We start from the raw sequence: 16540 nt of genomic DNA, 5'->3' as shown, positions 1-16540 counted from the left end.
GACTCGCCAGGCGACAAATTACAGGCTCCCCAGGGAGCCTTTTTTATTGAGGTAATGTCTTTAAAATCAATGATTTAGTTTTATTTTTGGATTGTGGCATGTGAATTGCTTTTGAGGTGTGGTCAGAGCCGCGGGCGCGTTGCCCACCTCGGAGGAAAACATGGACAAGATGCTGTACGTCTCCATGACTGGTGCCCACAACAACACGTTGGCCCAGCGTGCCCACGCCAACAATCTGGCGAACATCTCCACCACCGGTTTTCGCCGTGATTTCGAGCAAGCGCGCTCGATGCCGATCTTCGGCGAGAGCCAGCCCTCGCGCGTGTTCGCCATGAGCGAACGGCCAGGGACCGACTTCACGCCGGGCACACTGCAGGAAACCGGGCGTGATCTGGACGTGGCCATCGGTGGCAAGGGCTGGCTGGCGGTGCAGGCGCCTGATGGCACCGAGGCCTATGTGCGCACGGCGAGCCTGAACGTTGACGCCCAAGGCATGCTGCGCACCGGCAATGGCATGCCGGTGATGGGCAATGCCGGGCCGATCGCCGTGCCGCCGGAGCAGAAGATCGAGATTGGTCAGGACGGCACCATCAGCATTCGCGCCCTGGGTGAAGCACCTCGGGTGCTCGCCGAAGTCGACCGGCTGCGGCTGGTCAATCCCGATCTCAAGCAAATGCAAAAGGGTACCGACGGGATGATCCGCTTCAACGGCCCGCAGCCGCCAGCTGCAGACGCCACTGTGCAGATCACCTCGGGTTTTCTCGAGTCCAGCAACGTCAATGCGGTCGAGGAGATGACCTCGATCCTGGCGCTGTCCCGGCAATTCGAACTGTCGGTCAAGATGATGCGCACTGCAGAAGATAATGACACCGCCATGGCGCGCGTCTTGCAAATGAGCTGATAACCAACACGCGGTGCCATAATCCGGCACCCGAGGAGAACGCTATGCTTCCGGCACTTTGGGTCGCCAAGACCGGCCTGTCTGCTCAGGACATGAACCTGACGACCATTTCCAACAACCTGGCCAACGTCTCCACCACGGGCTTCAAGCGCGATCGCGCCGAGTTCGAGGACCTGCTGTACCAGATCCGTCGTCAGCCAGGCGGCCAGTCCAGCCAAGACAGCCAGCTGCCGTCCGGCCTGCAACTGGGTACCGGTGTGCGCATCAATGGCACGCAAAAGATCTTCACCGCCGGCAGCCTGCAGACCACCGAGCAACCGATGGACATGGCCGTCAATGGTCGTGGCTTCTTCCAGGTGCTGATGCCCGATGGCACGGTGTCCTACACCCGTGATGGCAGCTTCCACCTGAATTCCAACGGCCAGGTGGTCACATCCCAAGGCTTCGCGCTCGAGCCTGCCATCGTGCTGCCGCCGGAAGTGCGCACCTTCACCGTCGGCGAGGACGGCACCGCGTCGGTCACCACCACCGGCAACCCGCAGCCGCAGGTCGTTGGCAACATCCAGATCGCCGACTTCATCAACCCGGCAGGGCTGGAAGCGATCGGCAACAACCTGTTCCTGGAGACTGCCTCCAGCGGTGCGCCGCAGGTGGGTACCCCCGGCCTCAATGGCCTGGGTACCACATTGCAGAACACCCTGGAGAACTCCAACGTCAGCGTGGTCGAGGAGATGGTCAACATGATCACCACCCAGCGCGCCTACGAAATGAACTCCAAGGTCATCTCTACCGCTGACCAGATGCTGTCCTTCGTTACCCAGAACCTTTAAACCCCCGGGGTAGGGCGCCCGCCCGCCTCCTGATACGCCTGAACGCTGTGAGGTAGTGGTTATGAACCGCTTGGTGTGTGTGTTCTCGATGCTCGGCAGCGTAGTGCTGAGTGGTTGCGTGGCGCCTGCCGCGAAGCCCAACGATCCCTACTACGCACCCGTTTTGCCGCGTACACCGCTGCCGGCCGCGCAGAACAATGGCTCGATCTTCCAGTCCGGGTTCGAAAACAACCTGTACGGTGATCGCAAGGCCTTTCGCGTGGGTGACGTGATCACCATCAGCCTCAACGAGCGTACTCAGGCTAGCAAGAACGCTACCTCGAAGATCGCCAAGAACAGCAATACCAATATTGGCCTGACCTCGCTGTTCGGTGGCGGGGTGTCGGTCGACAACCCCAGTACCGGCCTCAACCCGCTGAAGGCCGAGAACCTCGGGCTCAGCGCGCAGTACGGCGGGCAGCGCAGTACGGATGGTTCTGGTCAGGCGGGGCAGAGCAACAGCCTGACCGGCTCGATCACCGTAACCGTCGCCGAAGTGCTGCCCAACGGCCTGCTGGTGGTGCGTGGCGAGAAATGGATGACCCTCAATACCGGTGACGAGCTGGTACGTATCGCCGGCCTGGTGCGTTCCGATGACGTGGCCCGCGACAACACCGTGGCCTCGACCCGCATCGCCGATGCGCGCATCACCTATTCCGGTACCGGCGCCTTCGCCGATGCCAGCCAGCCGGGTTGGCTGGACCGCTTTTTCGCCAGCCCGCTGTTTCCGTTCTGAGGTCAGTGATCATGCGTAAATGGATCATCAGCGTTGCCGTGTTGCTGCTGGCCTCGACCGCTCAGGCCGACCGGCTCAAGGACCTGGCCAGCATCCAGGGTGTGCGCAGTAACCAGTTGATCGGCTACGGCCTGGTGGTCGGCCTCAATGGCAGCGGCGACCAGACCACCCAGACGCCGTTCACCGTGCAGACCTTCAACAACATGATGGCGCAGTTCGGCATCAAGGTGCCCGAAGGCGGCAACGTGCAGCTCAAGAACGTCGCGGCAGTGTCCATCCATGCCGACCTGCCTGCCTTCGCCAAGCCGGGTCAGACCATCGACGTGACCATTTCCTCGATCGGCAACGCCAAGAGCCTGCGCGGTGGCAGCCTGTTGATGACGCCTCTCAAGGGTATCGACGGCAACACCTACGCCATCGCCCAGGGCAACCTGGTGGTGGGCGGTTTCGACGCCAGCGGCGCCGATGGTTCGCGCATTACCGTCAACGTCCCGTCGGCCGGGCGCATCCCCGGCGGCGCCACGGTGGAACGCCCGGTGCCGAGCGGCTTCGACCAGGGCAACACCCTGACCCTGAACCTCAATCGTCCGGATTTCACCACGGCCAAGAACATCGTCGATCACATCAACGAGCTGCTTGGCCCCGGTGTGGCCCAGGCACTGGATGGCGGTTCGATTCGCGTCAGCGCGCCGCTCGATCCGAGCCAGCGGGTCGACTACCTGTCGATCCTGGAGAACCTCGAGGTCGATGTCGGGCAGGCGGTGGCCAAGGTCATCATCAATTCGCGTACCGGCACCATCGTCATCGGTCAGAACGTGCGCGTGCAGCCTGCCGCCGTGACCCACGGCAGCCTGACGGTGACCATCACCGAAGACCCGATCGTCAGCCAGCCGGGCGCGCTGTCCGGTGGCGAGACCGCCGTGGTGCCGCGCTCGCGCGTGGGTGCCGACGAAGAAAAGAAACCGATGTTCAAGTTCGGCCCCGGTACCACCCTCGACGAGATCGTGCGGGCGGTGAACCAGGTCGGCGCTTCGCCTTCCGACCTGATGGCCATCCTGGAGGCGCTCAAACAAGCCGGCGCCCTGCAGGCTGACCTGATCGTGATTTAAGGGAGCACGCTATGGATACTCGACTCTCGGCCGCCGGCACCAGCACCGTCGACAGTGGCGCCTACACCGATCTCAATCGCCTCAACCAGTTCAAGGTGGGTGGCGACAATGAAGAGAACATTCGCAAGGTTGCGAAGGAGTTCGAGTCGCTGTTCCTCAACGAAATGCTCAAGACCATGCGCTCGGCCAACGAAGTGTTCGGTGAAGGCAACTTCATGAACAGCAACGAGGCCAAGACCTACCAGGACATGTATGACCAGCAGCTGTCGGTGACCATGGCCGGCAACAAGAACGGCATCGGCCTGGCCGACGTGATGGCCCGGCAGATGTCGAAGATGAAGAACGCCAGCGAGCGGCCCAACCCGTTTGCCCAGGTCGACGCGCCCGTGCCGGCTGCGCCAAGCAAGCCGCTGGCACGTGGCGAGGCGGCTGCCGATGTGGCGCCGACCCGAGTCGAGAAGATCACCGCCGCGGTCGATCCCGAGCGCAACGACATGACGCTGATCAATCAGCGCCGCCTGTCGCTGCCAGGCACGCTGGCCCAGCGCATCCAGGCGGGGATCGTGCCGGGCGCCGAGACGGCCAGCCCGGCCACCGTGGCCAATACCCCTGCCGGCGATGCGGTGGGCAAACCCCTGGCCAAGGGCGACTGGCTGCCGGCCAGGGCCTACGCAGCGCCGGCCGAGCGCAGCCTGAACATCAATGGCAGCGAAGAAATCGCCAACCGCACCTCGTTCAAGTCGGCCAAGGAATTCATGGAAACCATGCTGCCGATGGCCGAGAAGGCGGCCGCCAAGCTGGGCGTCGATCCGACCTACCTCGTCGCCCAGGCAGCGCTGGAAACCGGCTGGGGCAAGTCGATCATCAAGCAGGGCGACGGCAGCAGCAGCCATAACCTGTTCGGCATCAAGACCCATAGCACCTGGAGCGGCGACTCTGCGCGGGTGATGACCACCGAGTACCAGAACGGCAAGCCGGTGAAGGAAGCCGCTTCGTTCCGCTCCTATGAATCCTTCGCCCACAGCTTCGATGATTACGTGAGCTTCCTGCAGAGCAACGGGCGCTACGAGAAGGCCTTGAGCTCCACCGCCAACCCCGAGCAGTTTGCCCGCGAACTGCAGAAAGCCGGTTATGCCACCGACCCGCAGTACGCCCGCAAGGTGTCGCAGATCGCTCGCAAGCTGTCGACCTACCAGATGATCGCGGCCAATGGCGCGCCCTCGAACAAGGGATGATGAAGCATGGCTGACTTACTGAACATTGGCCTGTCGGGCCTGGCGGCGAACAAGACCTCGTTGTCCGTTACCGGCCACAACATCACCAATATCAACACCCCGGGGTTCTCGCGCCAGGACACCATCCAGGCAACGCGGACCCCGCAGTTCAGCGGCGCCGGCTATATCGGCAGCGGCACCTCGCTGGTGGACATCCGCCGCAGCTACAGTGAGTTTCTCACCACGCAGCTGCGTAGCAGCACTTCGCTGAGCAGCGATGTGGCTGCTTACAAGAGTCAGATCGATCAGCTGGACTCGCTGCTGGCCGGCACCACCACGGGGGTCACCCCCTCGTTGCAGAAGTTCTTTTCGGCCATGCAGACGGCTGCCGAGGATCCCTCCAACCTGCCTGCGCGCCAGCTGGTGCTTTCCGAGGCGCAAGGGCTGAGCCGGCGCTTCAACACCGTCTATGACCGCCTGAACGAGCAGAACAGCTTCGCCAACAAGCAAATGGGCGCCGTTACCGAGCAGATCAACCGCCTTGCCGGCTCCATAGGCCGACTCAACGAGTCGATCGCCATTGCCCAATCCAACGGCAGCCAGCCCAACGACCTGCTGGATGCGCGTGAGGAGGCGGTGCGTCAGTTGGCGACTTTCGTGGGCGTCAACGTGGTGGCGCAGAACGACGGCTCGCAGAACGTTTTCATCGGCTCGGGGCAGCCGCTGGTGATCGGCAGCAACGCCGCTCGCCTGGAAGTGGTACCTGGCAGCAACGACCCGAACCGTTCCGAAGTGCAGTTCATCGTGGGTGCAGCCCGGCAGACCATCACCACGCAGGTGACCGGGGGCGAGCTGGGCGGCATCCTGCGTTATCGCGAAGACGTTCTGGACAAGACCTTCAACTCGCTGGGACGCCTGGCGCTGTCGATCAACGATCAGGTCAACAGTCAGCTGGGCCAGGGCCTGGACCTCAAGGGGCAGGTCGGTACCAAGCTGTTCGGGGACTTCAATGAGGAGTCGCTGGCGCGCCTGCGCGTGCTGCCGTCCACCACAAACAGCAGCAATGCCTCGCCAATCTTGAACATCAGCAACAGTTCGTTGTTGACCACCAGTGATTACCGCCTGGAGTTCGATGGCAGCAATTACACCGCGCGTCGACTGAGCGACAACCAGTCGATGACCGTCACGCAGAACCCGCCGGGCACCCTGAGCTTTCAGGACAGCGCCGGCCGCAACCAGGGTTTCCAGATCGTTGTCGGTACCCCTGCACCGGCCGCCGGCGACTCCTTCGTGCTGCAGCCGACCCGTATCGGCGCCTCGACCATGTCCACCGTGCTGGATCAGGCCGACCAGCTGGCCTTCGCCGCGCCGATTCGCTCCGAGGCCAATCTGCAGAACCGCGGCAATGGGGTGATCAGCCAGCCGACATTGCAGCCTTCGGGCAGCAGCATCAATCCCGCTGCATTGCAGGCCGCCTTTCCACCCGTCACGCTGACCTATGACTCGGCGTCGGGGGGCTTCACCGGCCTGCCAGCAGGTGCAACCTTGGTCCGCGTCGACAACAAGGGGCAGCCGATCACGCCAGCGCCGACGCCCCTGTTCGAGCCGGGCCTGCAGAACAACTACCAGCTGACCATGGCGGACGGCACCCGGGTCAACATGAGCCTCAGCGGCCGCCCGCAAAATGGCGACCGCTTCGACATCGCCTTCAACCAGAACGGTGTCTCGGACAACCGCAACGCGCTGGCATTGGTCGGCCTGCAGAACAAGCAGGTGGTAGGGGTCGATCCCACCGTTACCGGCGTCGCCACCGGCTCCAGTTTCACCGACAGTTACGGCGACCTGATCGAGCGCGTCGGTACCCTGACCGCCCAGGCCCGCCAGGACAGCGAGGCGACCGGTGCTATTCTCAAGCAGGCACAGGACAACCGTGATTCGCTGTCTGCGGTCAACCTGGACGAAGAGGCGGCCAACCTGATCAAGTTCGAGCAGTACTACAACGCGTCCGCCCAGGTGATTCAAGTTGCGCGCTCGTTGTTCGATACCCTTATCGGAGCATTCAGGTAGCGAGTAGTGGCGTCGCGCTCGCCGTGAGGCGAGCAGGGTCGTAACGAGGTGTCAGCGTTGTCCACTGGATGTGCCGCGCAAGCGCGCCACTAACGATTATCCGTTCGACCACCCGGCAAACGGCAGGTGGTTCAACAAATCCCCAAGCGGGTGCGGGGCTGGCCAATGTCAGCCACCGTCAGAGAAGACGAGGCTGTTATGCGCATTTCCACTGTTCAGGCGTTCAACAACGGCGTGCAAGGCCTGCAGCGCAACTACGCCAATGCCATTCGCACCCAGGAACAGATCAGTACCGGTAATCGCATTCTCACTCCAGCTGACGATCCGGTCGCGTCGGTGCGCCTGTTGCAGCTCGAGCAGCAGCAGAACGTATTGAGTCAGCACAAGGAAAACCTCACGGCGGCCGATAACAGCCTGGTGCAGGAAGAGTCCGTTCTCAACTCGATCAATACCGTCCTGCTACGTGTCCAGGAGCTTGCCGTTCGCTCTGGCAGTGGCTCGCTCAGTGCCGATGATCGCAAGTCCAATGCGGCCGAATTGCGCGAGCGGGAAAATGAGCTGCTGGGCCTGATGAACACCAAGAATGCCCGCGGCGAGTACCTGTTCTCCGGCTTTCAGGGCAAGGCCGAGCCTTTTGTCCGCAATGCCGATGGCACCTACAGCTATCAAGGTGACGAGGGGCAGCGCAAGTTGGAAATTGCCAGCTCGCTGAATGTGGCGATCAGCGATAACGGCAAGAAGGTTTTCCAGAATGTCACCAATGCCGGGCGGCTGGATGCCACGCCGACGCTGCAGGCAGGCTCGACGCTGCGTGCCTCTACCCCTTTGGTGCAGGATGAGGTGGCGTTTACCGGCACGCCCGGTTTCCCGGACGGCGGTGTCGATATCGTGTTTGGCAACCCCAGTGCCACCAGCTATGAAGTGTTCGCGGCTGGCACTACGACGCCGCGCCTGGCCGCAGGCTCCATGGATGAAAACGAGAAAACCGCCGACAAGTTGGTATTTCGCGGGGTCATGATCAATTTCGATGGCGTGCCGGCCGCTGGTGATCGCATCACCGTGACAGCCGACCCCAACAGACAGGCCCAAGGCGTTCTGGATTCGATTGCCAATCTGCGCAAGGCGCTCGAAGAAACGCCGTCGACGCCTGAGGGCGGCCTGATGGTCCGAGATGCGGTCGCCGAGGCCATCACCAATCTGTCCAATGCCAGTATCGTGATCGACAGCACGCGTGGTGACATCGGTGCGCGGCGCAACATCATCGATACCACGCTCACCAGTAACGAAGACTCGGCCCTGGGCAACAAGGCCGTGCAGGCCGAACTGCGTGAGCTGGATTATCCAGAAGCCCTTTCTCGCCTGTCTTTCCAAAGCCTGATTCTTGACGCGGCGCAGCAGAGCTACGTGAAGATCAGTGGTCTTAACTTGTTCAGCAAGTTGTAAGGCGGCATAAGCGCGCGGGACATTTTTAGTTTGGCTAGCTTCTTGCTACTGACATCGAGTTGACTGGTGCAGTCGCGGAATATTGGCGGTTCCGCTTTCGGGTCAAGCCAGGCTTATCTTGAACTCAGAGATTTCTCTCATGGTGAAACCCGTTCCGGTTACCAGCCCGCTGCTTCCTCCGCTGGAAGACTTCATTCCCTACCTGCAGCAGATATGGGACAGCCGGCGACTGACGAATGGAGGGCCTTTTCACGAGCAGCTGGAAAAGGAGCTGGCTGAGTACCTTGGTGTTGAGCATCTCTGTCTGTTCGCCAATGGAACATTGGCGCTGGTCACCGCATTACAAGCGTTGCGTGTCACCGGGGAAGTCATCACCACCCCGTACTCCTTCGTGGCTACCGCACACTCGTTGCTGTGGAACGGGTTGAAGCCCGTCTTCGTCGATATCGATCCGCACACCTGCAACCTCGATCCCGCCAAGATCGAGGAGGCGATCACTCCGTTAACGACGGCCATCCTGCCCGTGCATTGCTACGGGACGCCCTGCGACACAAGCCGGATCCAGCGCATCGCAGACACCTATGGATTGAAAGTCATTTATGACGCGGCACATGCATTCGCGGTACGCCAGGACGGTACCAGCATCCTGCGTAATGGCGATCTGTCGATCCTGAGTTTTCATGCCACCAAAGTCTTCAATACCTTCGAAGGCGGTGCGATCATCTGCCCTGACGCCAAGATCAAGCAGCGTGTCGATTTTCTGAAGAACTTCGGCTTCGCCGATGAAGTGACGGTGGTTGCCCCCGGCATCAACGGCAAGATGAGTGAAGTGAACGCGGCATTCGGCCTGTTGCAGCTCAAGCACATCGATGCGGCGCTAGCCCGGCGCCAGCGTATCGACGGCATGTACCGCGATGCCCTGAAGGCGGTGAAGGGCATCAGCTTCGCTTGCCAGGATCGACAAGGGCACAATTATTCCTACTTTCCGATCCTGGTCGGAGACGATTTCGGTATCTCCCGTGACGAACTTTATGAAAGTTTCCGCGAGAGAGATATCTTGGTCCGTCGCTATTTCTATCCGTTGATTTCGCAATTTCCCATGTATCGGGGTGGCGACTCCGCGCGCGACGCACGCCTGCCGATCGCCCGGGAAATATCTTCCCGAGTCTTGTGTCTGCCCATCTATGACAGCCTAAGCGACGAACTGCTGGAACAGGTGGTCGCACTGATCAAGGCTCACGCTGCCGAGAGTTCCCGATAATGCGTACATGTCCCGTTTGCGCTTCACGGTTTCCCAACTTTCTGCCACTGCCGGCCAAGTACTTCGAGGTCTTTCACAGGCTCAAGGTCTTCTATTCCCTGGAGGATTTCGAGACCTTGAACATCGGCCAGTACAGCTGCCCGGCTTGCCAGTGCTCCGACCGCGACAGGCTGTACGCCTTGTATATTGCGCAGTTCCTGCCGAGGCCGGAAGGTCGGCCGCTGCGCATCCTGGACATCGCCCCGGCGCCTGTCCTGTCGAAGCTGCTGCGGGGCCTGACGAACGTGCAGTATCGATCTGCCGACCTGTACTCGGAACTGGCGGATGACAAGGTCGACATCACCGACATGCACCTTTACCCGGACGAGTCCTTCGATTTCATCGTCTGTTCCCACGTGCTCGAACACGTGCCAGACGATGCCAAGGCCATTGCCGAACTGCACAGGGTGCTGGCGCCCGGTGGCCGCGCGATCCTGATGGTGCCGATCCTCACCACGATCCACGAAACCGACGAAGACCCGAACGAAAAGAGCGTGGATGAGCGCTGGGCGCGTTTCGGTCAGGACGACCATATACGCATGTATGCAAAGGACGATTTTCTCGGACGCCTGAAAAAAGGCGGGTTCGCTGTTGAATCCTTCGACAGCGCCCGTTTCCGCGAGGGCGCGTTCAGGATGCACGGTATTACTGAGACGTCCATTCTGTACGTTGGCAGTAAGTGAGCGAGGAGGGGAATATGACTGCTCCAGGCGACACCTTGTCCGGATTCCGTAAAGTGGGCAGCAATGTGCACATCTTTCCTGGCGCCAAGGTCATCGGGCGGGAACATATCAGCATCGGCGACAACGTCATCATCGACGACTTCGTTTTCATCTACGCCACCGCGCCGATGTTCATCGGCAGCTATGTGCACATCGCGTCGTTCTCCTCCGTCACGGGCGGAGGGGTGGTGGTACTCGAGGACTTCTCGACACTTTCGTCCGGGGTACGGGTGCTCTGCGGTAGTGATGATTTCCTCGGTGGAGGGTTAACCAATTCGACCATTCCGGGCGCTTATCGAGCCGTCACCCGCTCCCATGTGCGTATCGGCCGCCATGCCATCATTGGTGCCAATACCGTGATCCTGCCTGGCGTGACTGTGGGCGAGGGGTGTGCGGTAGGTTCGGGCTCCGTGGTCACCAAATCGCTGGAGCCGTGGGGGGTCTACGTCGGATCGCCTGCTCGCCATATCAAGCCAAGACCGTCTGACCTCATCGCCGAAAGTGAGCGCGAGCTGCAGGCCGAGCGGCCGTTCGAGCCGTTGACCCTGGCGATGTTCGAAGCGGCGCTTCCCAAACCGACCTGACGGGTCGCTACGTCAATCCAGGATGTTTCCGATGAGTTCTACCAGACTGGTCAGTATCGTGATTCCGGCCTATAAGGCCACCTACTTCGAAGCCGCACTGAGCAGCGCCTTACGCCAGAACTACGATGACATAGAAATCGTGATCGGCGACGATTGTCCGGACGACGGCATTGCCACAATCGTCGAGAAGCTCAAGGCAAAGAGCCCCTGGCCCATTCGTTATATACGTAACCAGGTGGGGCTGGGCGAGATTGGCAACGTCACGCGTTGTGTGGCGGAAGCCCGCGGCGAGTACATCAAGTTCCTCTACGACGACGACGTCATTGTCCCGGACTGCATTCGCCTGCTGGTCGACACGCTGGAGAACACCCCGGGCGTTTCGCTGGTCTCGTCGCGGCGTCGGCTGATCGACAAAGACGGGGATTTCCTACCGGACATTTCCGCCACCGTTTTTCCCTTCGAGGGCGACGCGCTGCTCAATGGGCCTGACGTCGTTTCCTTCTGGGGCGACCACACCGTCAACTTCGTCGGTGAACCCAGCTCCGTGCTCTGTCGGCGCGCGGATCTGCTGGCGTTTGGCGATGGCATCTTTTCGCTCGACGGGCAGGAGATAGACTGGATCGGCGACCTGGCCATCTACGCAAAACTGCTGCGTCAGGGCAACCTGGCCATGCTGGCGCGGCCACTGTCGTATTTCCGTATCTCCAGCGAGCAATACAGCCAGCAGGCGCGTGACGATCAGAGTGTCGGGATAGAGTGGCACAGGAAATTCAAGGAGCTGATTCGCCACCTGGGCTGGGTGAGTGATGGCGGCGACAATGGTGTCATACGGGTAGCGGCGCTGAGCGAGCCCGGCGAGTTCCGCGACTACGATCTGCTCGCCCGGTTTACCAAGCCTGCGGAGAGCAAGAGGGTTCCACAGCAGCAGCTGCAGGAGTGGCTGGCCGGCCGTACCGCCACGGCTATCGAGATGCAGCATATTCGCCAGCGCCTGGCCGCCCTCAGCGGGGGCGCACGTTTCCTGATCGTACTGTCCGACCCGCAGGGGCAACCCGAGTCCGTGATGACCACGCTGCGCAGCCTCGAGCAGAGCGGCCCTGTCTTCGAGCAGACTCGTGTGGCTGTGCTGTCATCGTCGGCGGAGCGGCCTGAGAGCTCGCTTGGAGAACGTCTGGTCTGGCGGACAACCAGCGATGCTGAGCGGGTAGCGGCGATTAACGGGCTGATCGGTGAGCTCGACTTCGACTGGTTGCTGCTTGCTGATGCAGGTACCGAGTTCACGGCCAGCGGCTTGCTGATGGTCGCTCTCGAGCTGCTCGGTGACCACCAGTGCCGGGCCTTGTACGCCGACGAGCTGCATCGCGCCAAGGATGGAAGCTTGACTGTGGCTCTGCGTCCGGATTTCAACTTGGATCTGCTGTTGAGCTTCCCTGCGAGCATGGCCAAGCACTGGCTGTTTCACCGCGACACGCTGCTCGATTTGCAAGGCTTCGACACCAGCTGCCCGGAGATCGCGGAGTTCGATCTGATTCTGCGGCTTCTCGAGCAGGGTGGCATGGCGGGGCTGGGCCATGTGGCAGAGCCGATCTGTATCGCCGAGGCGCCACTGATGCAGGATAGTGCGCTGGAGCGCCAGCGCATCCAGCGTCATCTGCAGACGCGTGGGTACTCGTCGGCTCAAGTCGATTCCAAATTCCCTGGCTGTTATCACCTCCAATACGGGCATGGCGAGCGGCCGCTGGTTTCGATCCTTATTCCCACCAAGGATCAGCTGGCAATGGTGCAGCGCTGTGTGGAGAGCCTGCTCGAACAGACTCGCTATTCCCACTACGAGGTTCTGATCATCGATAACGCCAGTGAAACGCCCGAGGCGCAAGCCTGGCTGGCCGGTATCGAGGCGCTTCAAGAGGAGAAGATCCGCGTGTTGCGCTACCCGCAGCCGTTCAACTTCTCGGCGATGAACAATTTCGCAGCACGTGAGGCACGGGGCGAGTACCTGGTACTGCTCAACAACGACACGGCGATCATTCGCGAAGACTGGTTGGACGAGATGCTCAACCACGCGCAGCGCCCGGAGGTCGGCATCGTCGGTGCCAAGCTGCTTTACCCGAGCGGGCGTATCCAGCACGCCGGCGTGGTGCTGGGCCTCAACGGCCCGGCCGACCATCCGTTCATCGGCGAGGCAGTCGATACCCCGGGTCATATGTGGCGTTTGCAGGTCGATCAGAACTACAGCGCGGTTACCGCCGCCTGCCTGATGATTCGTCGATCCCTGTACATGGAGGTCGGCGGCATGGACGAGGAGGCCTTCAAGGTTTCCTACAACGATGTCGATCTCTGTCTCAAGGCCGGCCAAGCCGGCTACCTGACTGTCTGGACGCCCCATGCCTTGGTACTCCACGAAGGCAACGTGAGCCAGAAGGCGATCGATCCGCAAAAGCAGGAGATCAAGCGAAAACGCTTCGTGGCCGAGCAGGCCATCATGTACGAGCGCTGGCTGCCGCTGCTTGCCCGTGACCCTGCATACAACGCCAATCTATCGCTGGTTCAGCGGGGCGGTTTCAAGTTGACCGACAACGCGATCAGCTGGCGGCCGCTGCAGACTTGGCGCCCATTACCCACGTTGCTCGTCCATCAGGCCGACATGCAGGGCTGCGGCCACTATCGGGTAATTCAGCCTTTCATTGCCATGAAGCAGCAGGGGCTGGTCGATGGCGCGCTTTCGCGCGGCTTGATGCATACGCCTGACTTGGAGCGCTACGACCCGGACTCCGTGGTGCTGCAGCGCCAGGTTGGCGAGGACCGGATTCAGGCCATGCAGCGAATGAAGGCGTTTTCCCGGGCCTTCAAGGTCTACGAGCTGGACGACTACCTGCCCAACTTGCCGGTCAAGAACATCCATAGAAGCCACATGCCCAAGGACATTCTCAAGACCCTGCGCCGCGGGCTCGGCTTCGTCGATCGTTTCGTGGTGTCCACCGATGCGCTGGGCGAAGCCTTTTCCGGGCTTCACGACGATATCCGGGTGGTCAAGAATCGCCTGCCCACCCAGTGGTGGCAGGGGCTGGAAAGCGCGCGACGTGTTTCCGCCCGGCCTCGGGTCGGCTGGGCCGGCGGTATCAGCCACACCGGCGATCTCGAGATGGTCGGCGATGTGGTGCGGGAGTTGGCCAACGAAGTGGATTGGGTGTTCTTCGGCATGTGCCCGGAAAACCTCAAGCCCTATATCCGCGAGTTTCACCCGGGCGTGCACATCGAGAGTTATCCGGCTGCGTTGGCAAAACTCAACCTGGATCTGGCCATCGCGCCGGTCGAGCAGAACCTGTTCAACGAATGCAAGAGCAACCTGCGACTGCTTGAGTACGGCGCCTGTGGATTCCCGGTGGTGTGCAGTGACATTCGTTGCTATCAGGACGATGCCTTCCCGGTCACCCGCGTGAAAAATCGCTACAAGGATTGGGTGGACGCTATCCGCATGCACCTGGCCGATCTGGACGCGACTGCCCGCATGGGCGACGAGCTGCAGAAGATCGTACTGAGTGACTGGATGCTGCAAGGTGAAAACCTGGACGCTTGGGCCCGGGCCTGGTTGCCGGACTGATCCGGCGCTCCAGCTTAACCGGCCGGCAAGCGTGTCAGCTGCTTCCCGGCCATTGATTCCCGACCAATTGCTGCCGCTCAAGTTTTTGCGTTGGGCGGCGATAACCTTCACGACGGTTGCGCCGCTGCCTCGACGCTTTTAGTGGGCATGGTGCACCGAAGAGTTATCGCCAAGTAAGACAGGGTAAGAAAAAGCTGTTTCAGACCCTAAAGCTTCTCGTCAAGGTGACGATAACTAATTCGAACGCGAACTAAATGGGTGCCTGGGCAATGCCTCACCCGAGGTCGCAGGCTTAGGCAAGCATCACAGTCCTGTGGAGGACAGCATCATGGCTCTTACTGTCAACACCAACGTGGCGTCGCTGAACACTCAGCGCAACCTGAACACTTCTTCCAACTCGCTGAGCACCTCCCTGCAGCGTCTGTCCACTGGTAGCCGTATCAACAGCGCCAAGGATGATGCCGCCGGTCTGCAGATCTCCAACCGTCTGACCAGCCAGGTCAACGGCCTGAACGTCGCCACCAAGAACGCCAACGATGGCATCTCGCTGGCCCAGACCGCTGAAGGTGCGCTGCAGCAGTCCACCAACATCCTGCAGCGTATGCGTGACCTGTCCCTGCAGTCTGCCAACGGCTCCAACAGCACCTCGGAACGCGACGCGCTCAATAGCGAAGTCGGCCAGCTCAAAAAGGAACTGGACCGTATCAGCAACACCACCACCTTTGGTGGTCGTAAGCTGCTGGACGGCTCTTTCGGTACCGCGAGCTTCCAGGTGGGTTCGGCTGCGAACGAAATCATCAGCGTCGGCATCGACGAGATGAGCGCCGAGTCGCTGAAAGGCTCGTACTACACTGCCAGCGGTGGCGCGACCACCTTCGCGACTGGTTCTTCTGCGAGCACCGGCAGCGTTACCATCAACACTGCGGCCGTCAACGGCGCTGCCAGTGGCGAGACCAAGATCACCGTCAACTTCAAGGGCAATGAAACCACCGAGCAGGCAGCTGCCAAGATCGCCGCGGCGGTCAACGATGCCAACATCGGTGTGGGCGCCTTCGTCGATGGCGACAAGATCAGCTACGTTGCCCGTTCTGGTGTAGATGCCTCCGGCGCTGCCACCGGCAGCATCACCTCGATCTCCTTCGACGGTGCTGCGTCCGGCGCCACTGCGGTCACCGCTTTCGAGGCCTCGGCTTCCGGCGACAGCCGCGTGTCCGACATCGACATCAGTTCGGCCAGCGGTGCACAAGCTGCGGTACTGGTCATCGATGATGCGCTGAAAATGATCGACTCCCAGCGCGCTGATCTGGGTGCCATCCAGAACCGCTTCGACAACACCATCGCCAACCTGCAGAACATCGGCGAGAACGTGTCGGCAGCCCGGGGTCGTATCCAGGACACTGACTTCGCCGCAGAAACGGCCAACATGACCAAGAACCAGGTGCTGCAACAGGCAGGTACCGCGATTCTGGCCCAGGCCAACCAGTTGCCGCAGTCGGTTCTCAGCCTCCTGCGCTAATCGGTACGAAGGTCAGGGAAAACTCGGGGGGGAGCGTTCGCGCTTCGCCCCGTTCTTCGTTGAGAGGTCAGCATCATGGACATTAAGTCGATCAGTAACCAAGGAGTCATCCCTGTCGATCGCCTGTCGAATAAAAATGCCGCAGCTCTGGTTATGCAGCAACAAGCTGCACCCTCATCCGCGGTGGCGCAGTTTCCTGCCGAAGATGTCCGTGATCCATCCAGGGAGGAATTGCAGCAGGCGGTGGCGAGTGTCGAGTCCTTCACCCAGAGCATTCGCCGCGATCTCAAGTTCTCAATGGATGATGAGAGCGGTAAGGTGGTCGTAAAAGTAACCGATTCGAAGACCGGCGAAGTCATTCGTCAGATGCCTTCGGAAGAGGCGTTGAAGCTCGCGCAGCGGCTTGAAGAAGCGCGCAGCCTGTTATTCAAGGCCGAAGCTTGAGGATTCTGGCGCGTATGCTGCAATGAATTACTCA

Annotated in this window: 13 protein-coding genes; all 13 read left to right on the top strand. The window is 61.0% G+C overall.

What is annotated here, in order from left to right; genetic code table 11:
- Positions 1–160 precede the first annotated feature (160 nt).
- The 13 genes from BM154_RS02735 (at position 161) to BM154_RS02675 (ending at position 16506) form a co-directional block, all read left to right on the top strand.
- On the top strand, positions 161–901 hold the full coding sequence (locus tag BM154_RS02735; protein WP_074880700.1) for a flagellar basal body rod protein FlgF: 741 nt from the start codon (positions 161–163) through the stop codon (positions 899–901).
- Positions 902–945: 44 nt separating this feature from the next.
- Positions 946–1731 carry a flagellar basal-body rod protein FlgG gene (flgG, locus tag BM154_RS02730; protein ID WP_074880697.1) on the top strand — a complete coding sequence of 262 codons (786 nt, stop codon included), beginning with the start codon at positions 946–948 and terminating at the stop codon, positions 1729–1731.
- A gap of 61 nt (positions 1732–1792) precedes the next feature.
- Entirely contained in the window at positions 1793–2506 is a 714-nt protein-coding gene (flgH, locus tag BM154_RS02725; protein WP_074880694.1) for a flagellar basal body L-ring protein FlgH, read from the top strand.
- 11 nt (positions 2507–2517) lie between these two features.
- The gene (locus tag BM154_RS02720; RefSeq protein WP_074880692.1) at positions 2518–3615 is read left to right on the top strand and encodes a flagellar basal body P-ring protein FlgI; all 1098 of its coding nucleotides are present in this window, start codon (positions 2518–2520) and stop codon (positions 3613–3615) included.
- A gap of 11 nt (positions 3616–3626) precedes the next feature.
- Positions 3627–4850, top strand: coding sequence for a flagellar assembly peptidoglycan hydrolase FlgJ (gene flgJ, locus BM154_RS02715; protein WP_074880689.1), 1224 nt, complete (start codon positions 3627–3629; stop codon positions 4848–4850).
- A 6-nt stretch (positions 4851–4856) separates the two neighbouring features.
- Positions 4857–6896 (top strand): flagellar hook-associated protein FlgK, encoded by a 2040-nt coding sequence (flgK, locus tag BM154_RS02710; RefSeq protein WP_074880685.1) that lies wholly within the window; start codon positions 4857–4859, stop codon positions 6894–6896.
- 198 nt (positions 6897–7094) lie between these two features.
- Complete coding sequence (gene flgL, locus BM154_RS02705) at positions 7095–8339, top strand: flagellar hook-associated protein FlgL (RefSeq protein WP_074880682.1); 1245 nt, start codon at positions 7095–7097, stop codon at positions 8337–8339.
- Between the two features lie 139 nt (positions 8340–8478).
- Positions 8479–9600, top strand: coding sequence for a dTDP-4-amino-4,6-dideoxy-D-glucose aminotransferase VioA (gene vioA, locus BM154_RS02700; protein ID WP_074880679.1), 1122 nt, complete (start codon positions 8479–8481; stop codon positions 9598–9600).
- On the top strand, positions 9600–10322 hold the full coding sequence (locus BM154_RS02695; RefSeq protein WP_074880676.1) for a class I SAM-dependent methyltransferase: 723 nt from the start codon (positions 9600–9602) through the stop codon (positions 10320–10322). Before vioA ends, BM154_RS02695 begins: the two co-directional genes overlap by 1 nt.
- A gap of 14 nt (positions 10323–10336) precedes the next feature.
- The gene (locus tag BM154_RS02690; RefSeq protein WP_074880673.1) at positions 10337–10945 is read left to right on the top strand and encodes an acyltransferase; all 609 of its coding nucleotides are present in this window, start codon (positions 10337–10339) and stop codon (positions 10943–10945) included.
- Positions 10946–10976: 31 nt separating this feature from the next.
- Complete coding sequence (locus BM154_RS02685) at positions 10977–14546, top strand: glycosyltransferase (protein WP_074880670.1); 3570 nt, start codon at positions 10977–10979, stop codon at positions 14544–14546.
- A 328-nt stretch (positions 14547–14874) separates the two neighbouring features.
- Positions 14875–16062 carry a flagellin gene (locus tag BM154_RS02680; protein ID WP_074880667.1) on the top strand — a complete coding sequence of 396 codons (1188 nt, stop codon included), beginning with the start codon at positions 14875–14877 and terminating at the stop codon, positions 16060–16062.
- 75 nt (positions 16063–16137) lie between these two features.
- On the top strand, positions 16138–16506 hold the full coding sequence (locus BM154_RS02675; RefSeq protein ID WP_074880664.1) for a flagellar protein FlaG: 369 nt from the start codon (positions 16138–16140) through the stop codon (positions 16504–16506).
- The last annotated feature ends 34 nt before the right edge of the window (positions 16507–16540 follow it).

It is taken from the genome of Phytopseudomonas argentinensis, from assembly GCF_900113905.1.
In the GTDB taxonomy this organism is placed as follows: domain Bacteria; phylum Pseudomonadota; class Gammaproteobacteria; order Pseudomonadales; family Pseudomonadaceae; genus Aquipseudomonas; species Aquipseudomonas argentinensis.
Note: the sequence above shows the minus strand (reverse complement) of the source record. Positions and strands in the feature narration are given on the sequence as shown.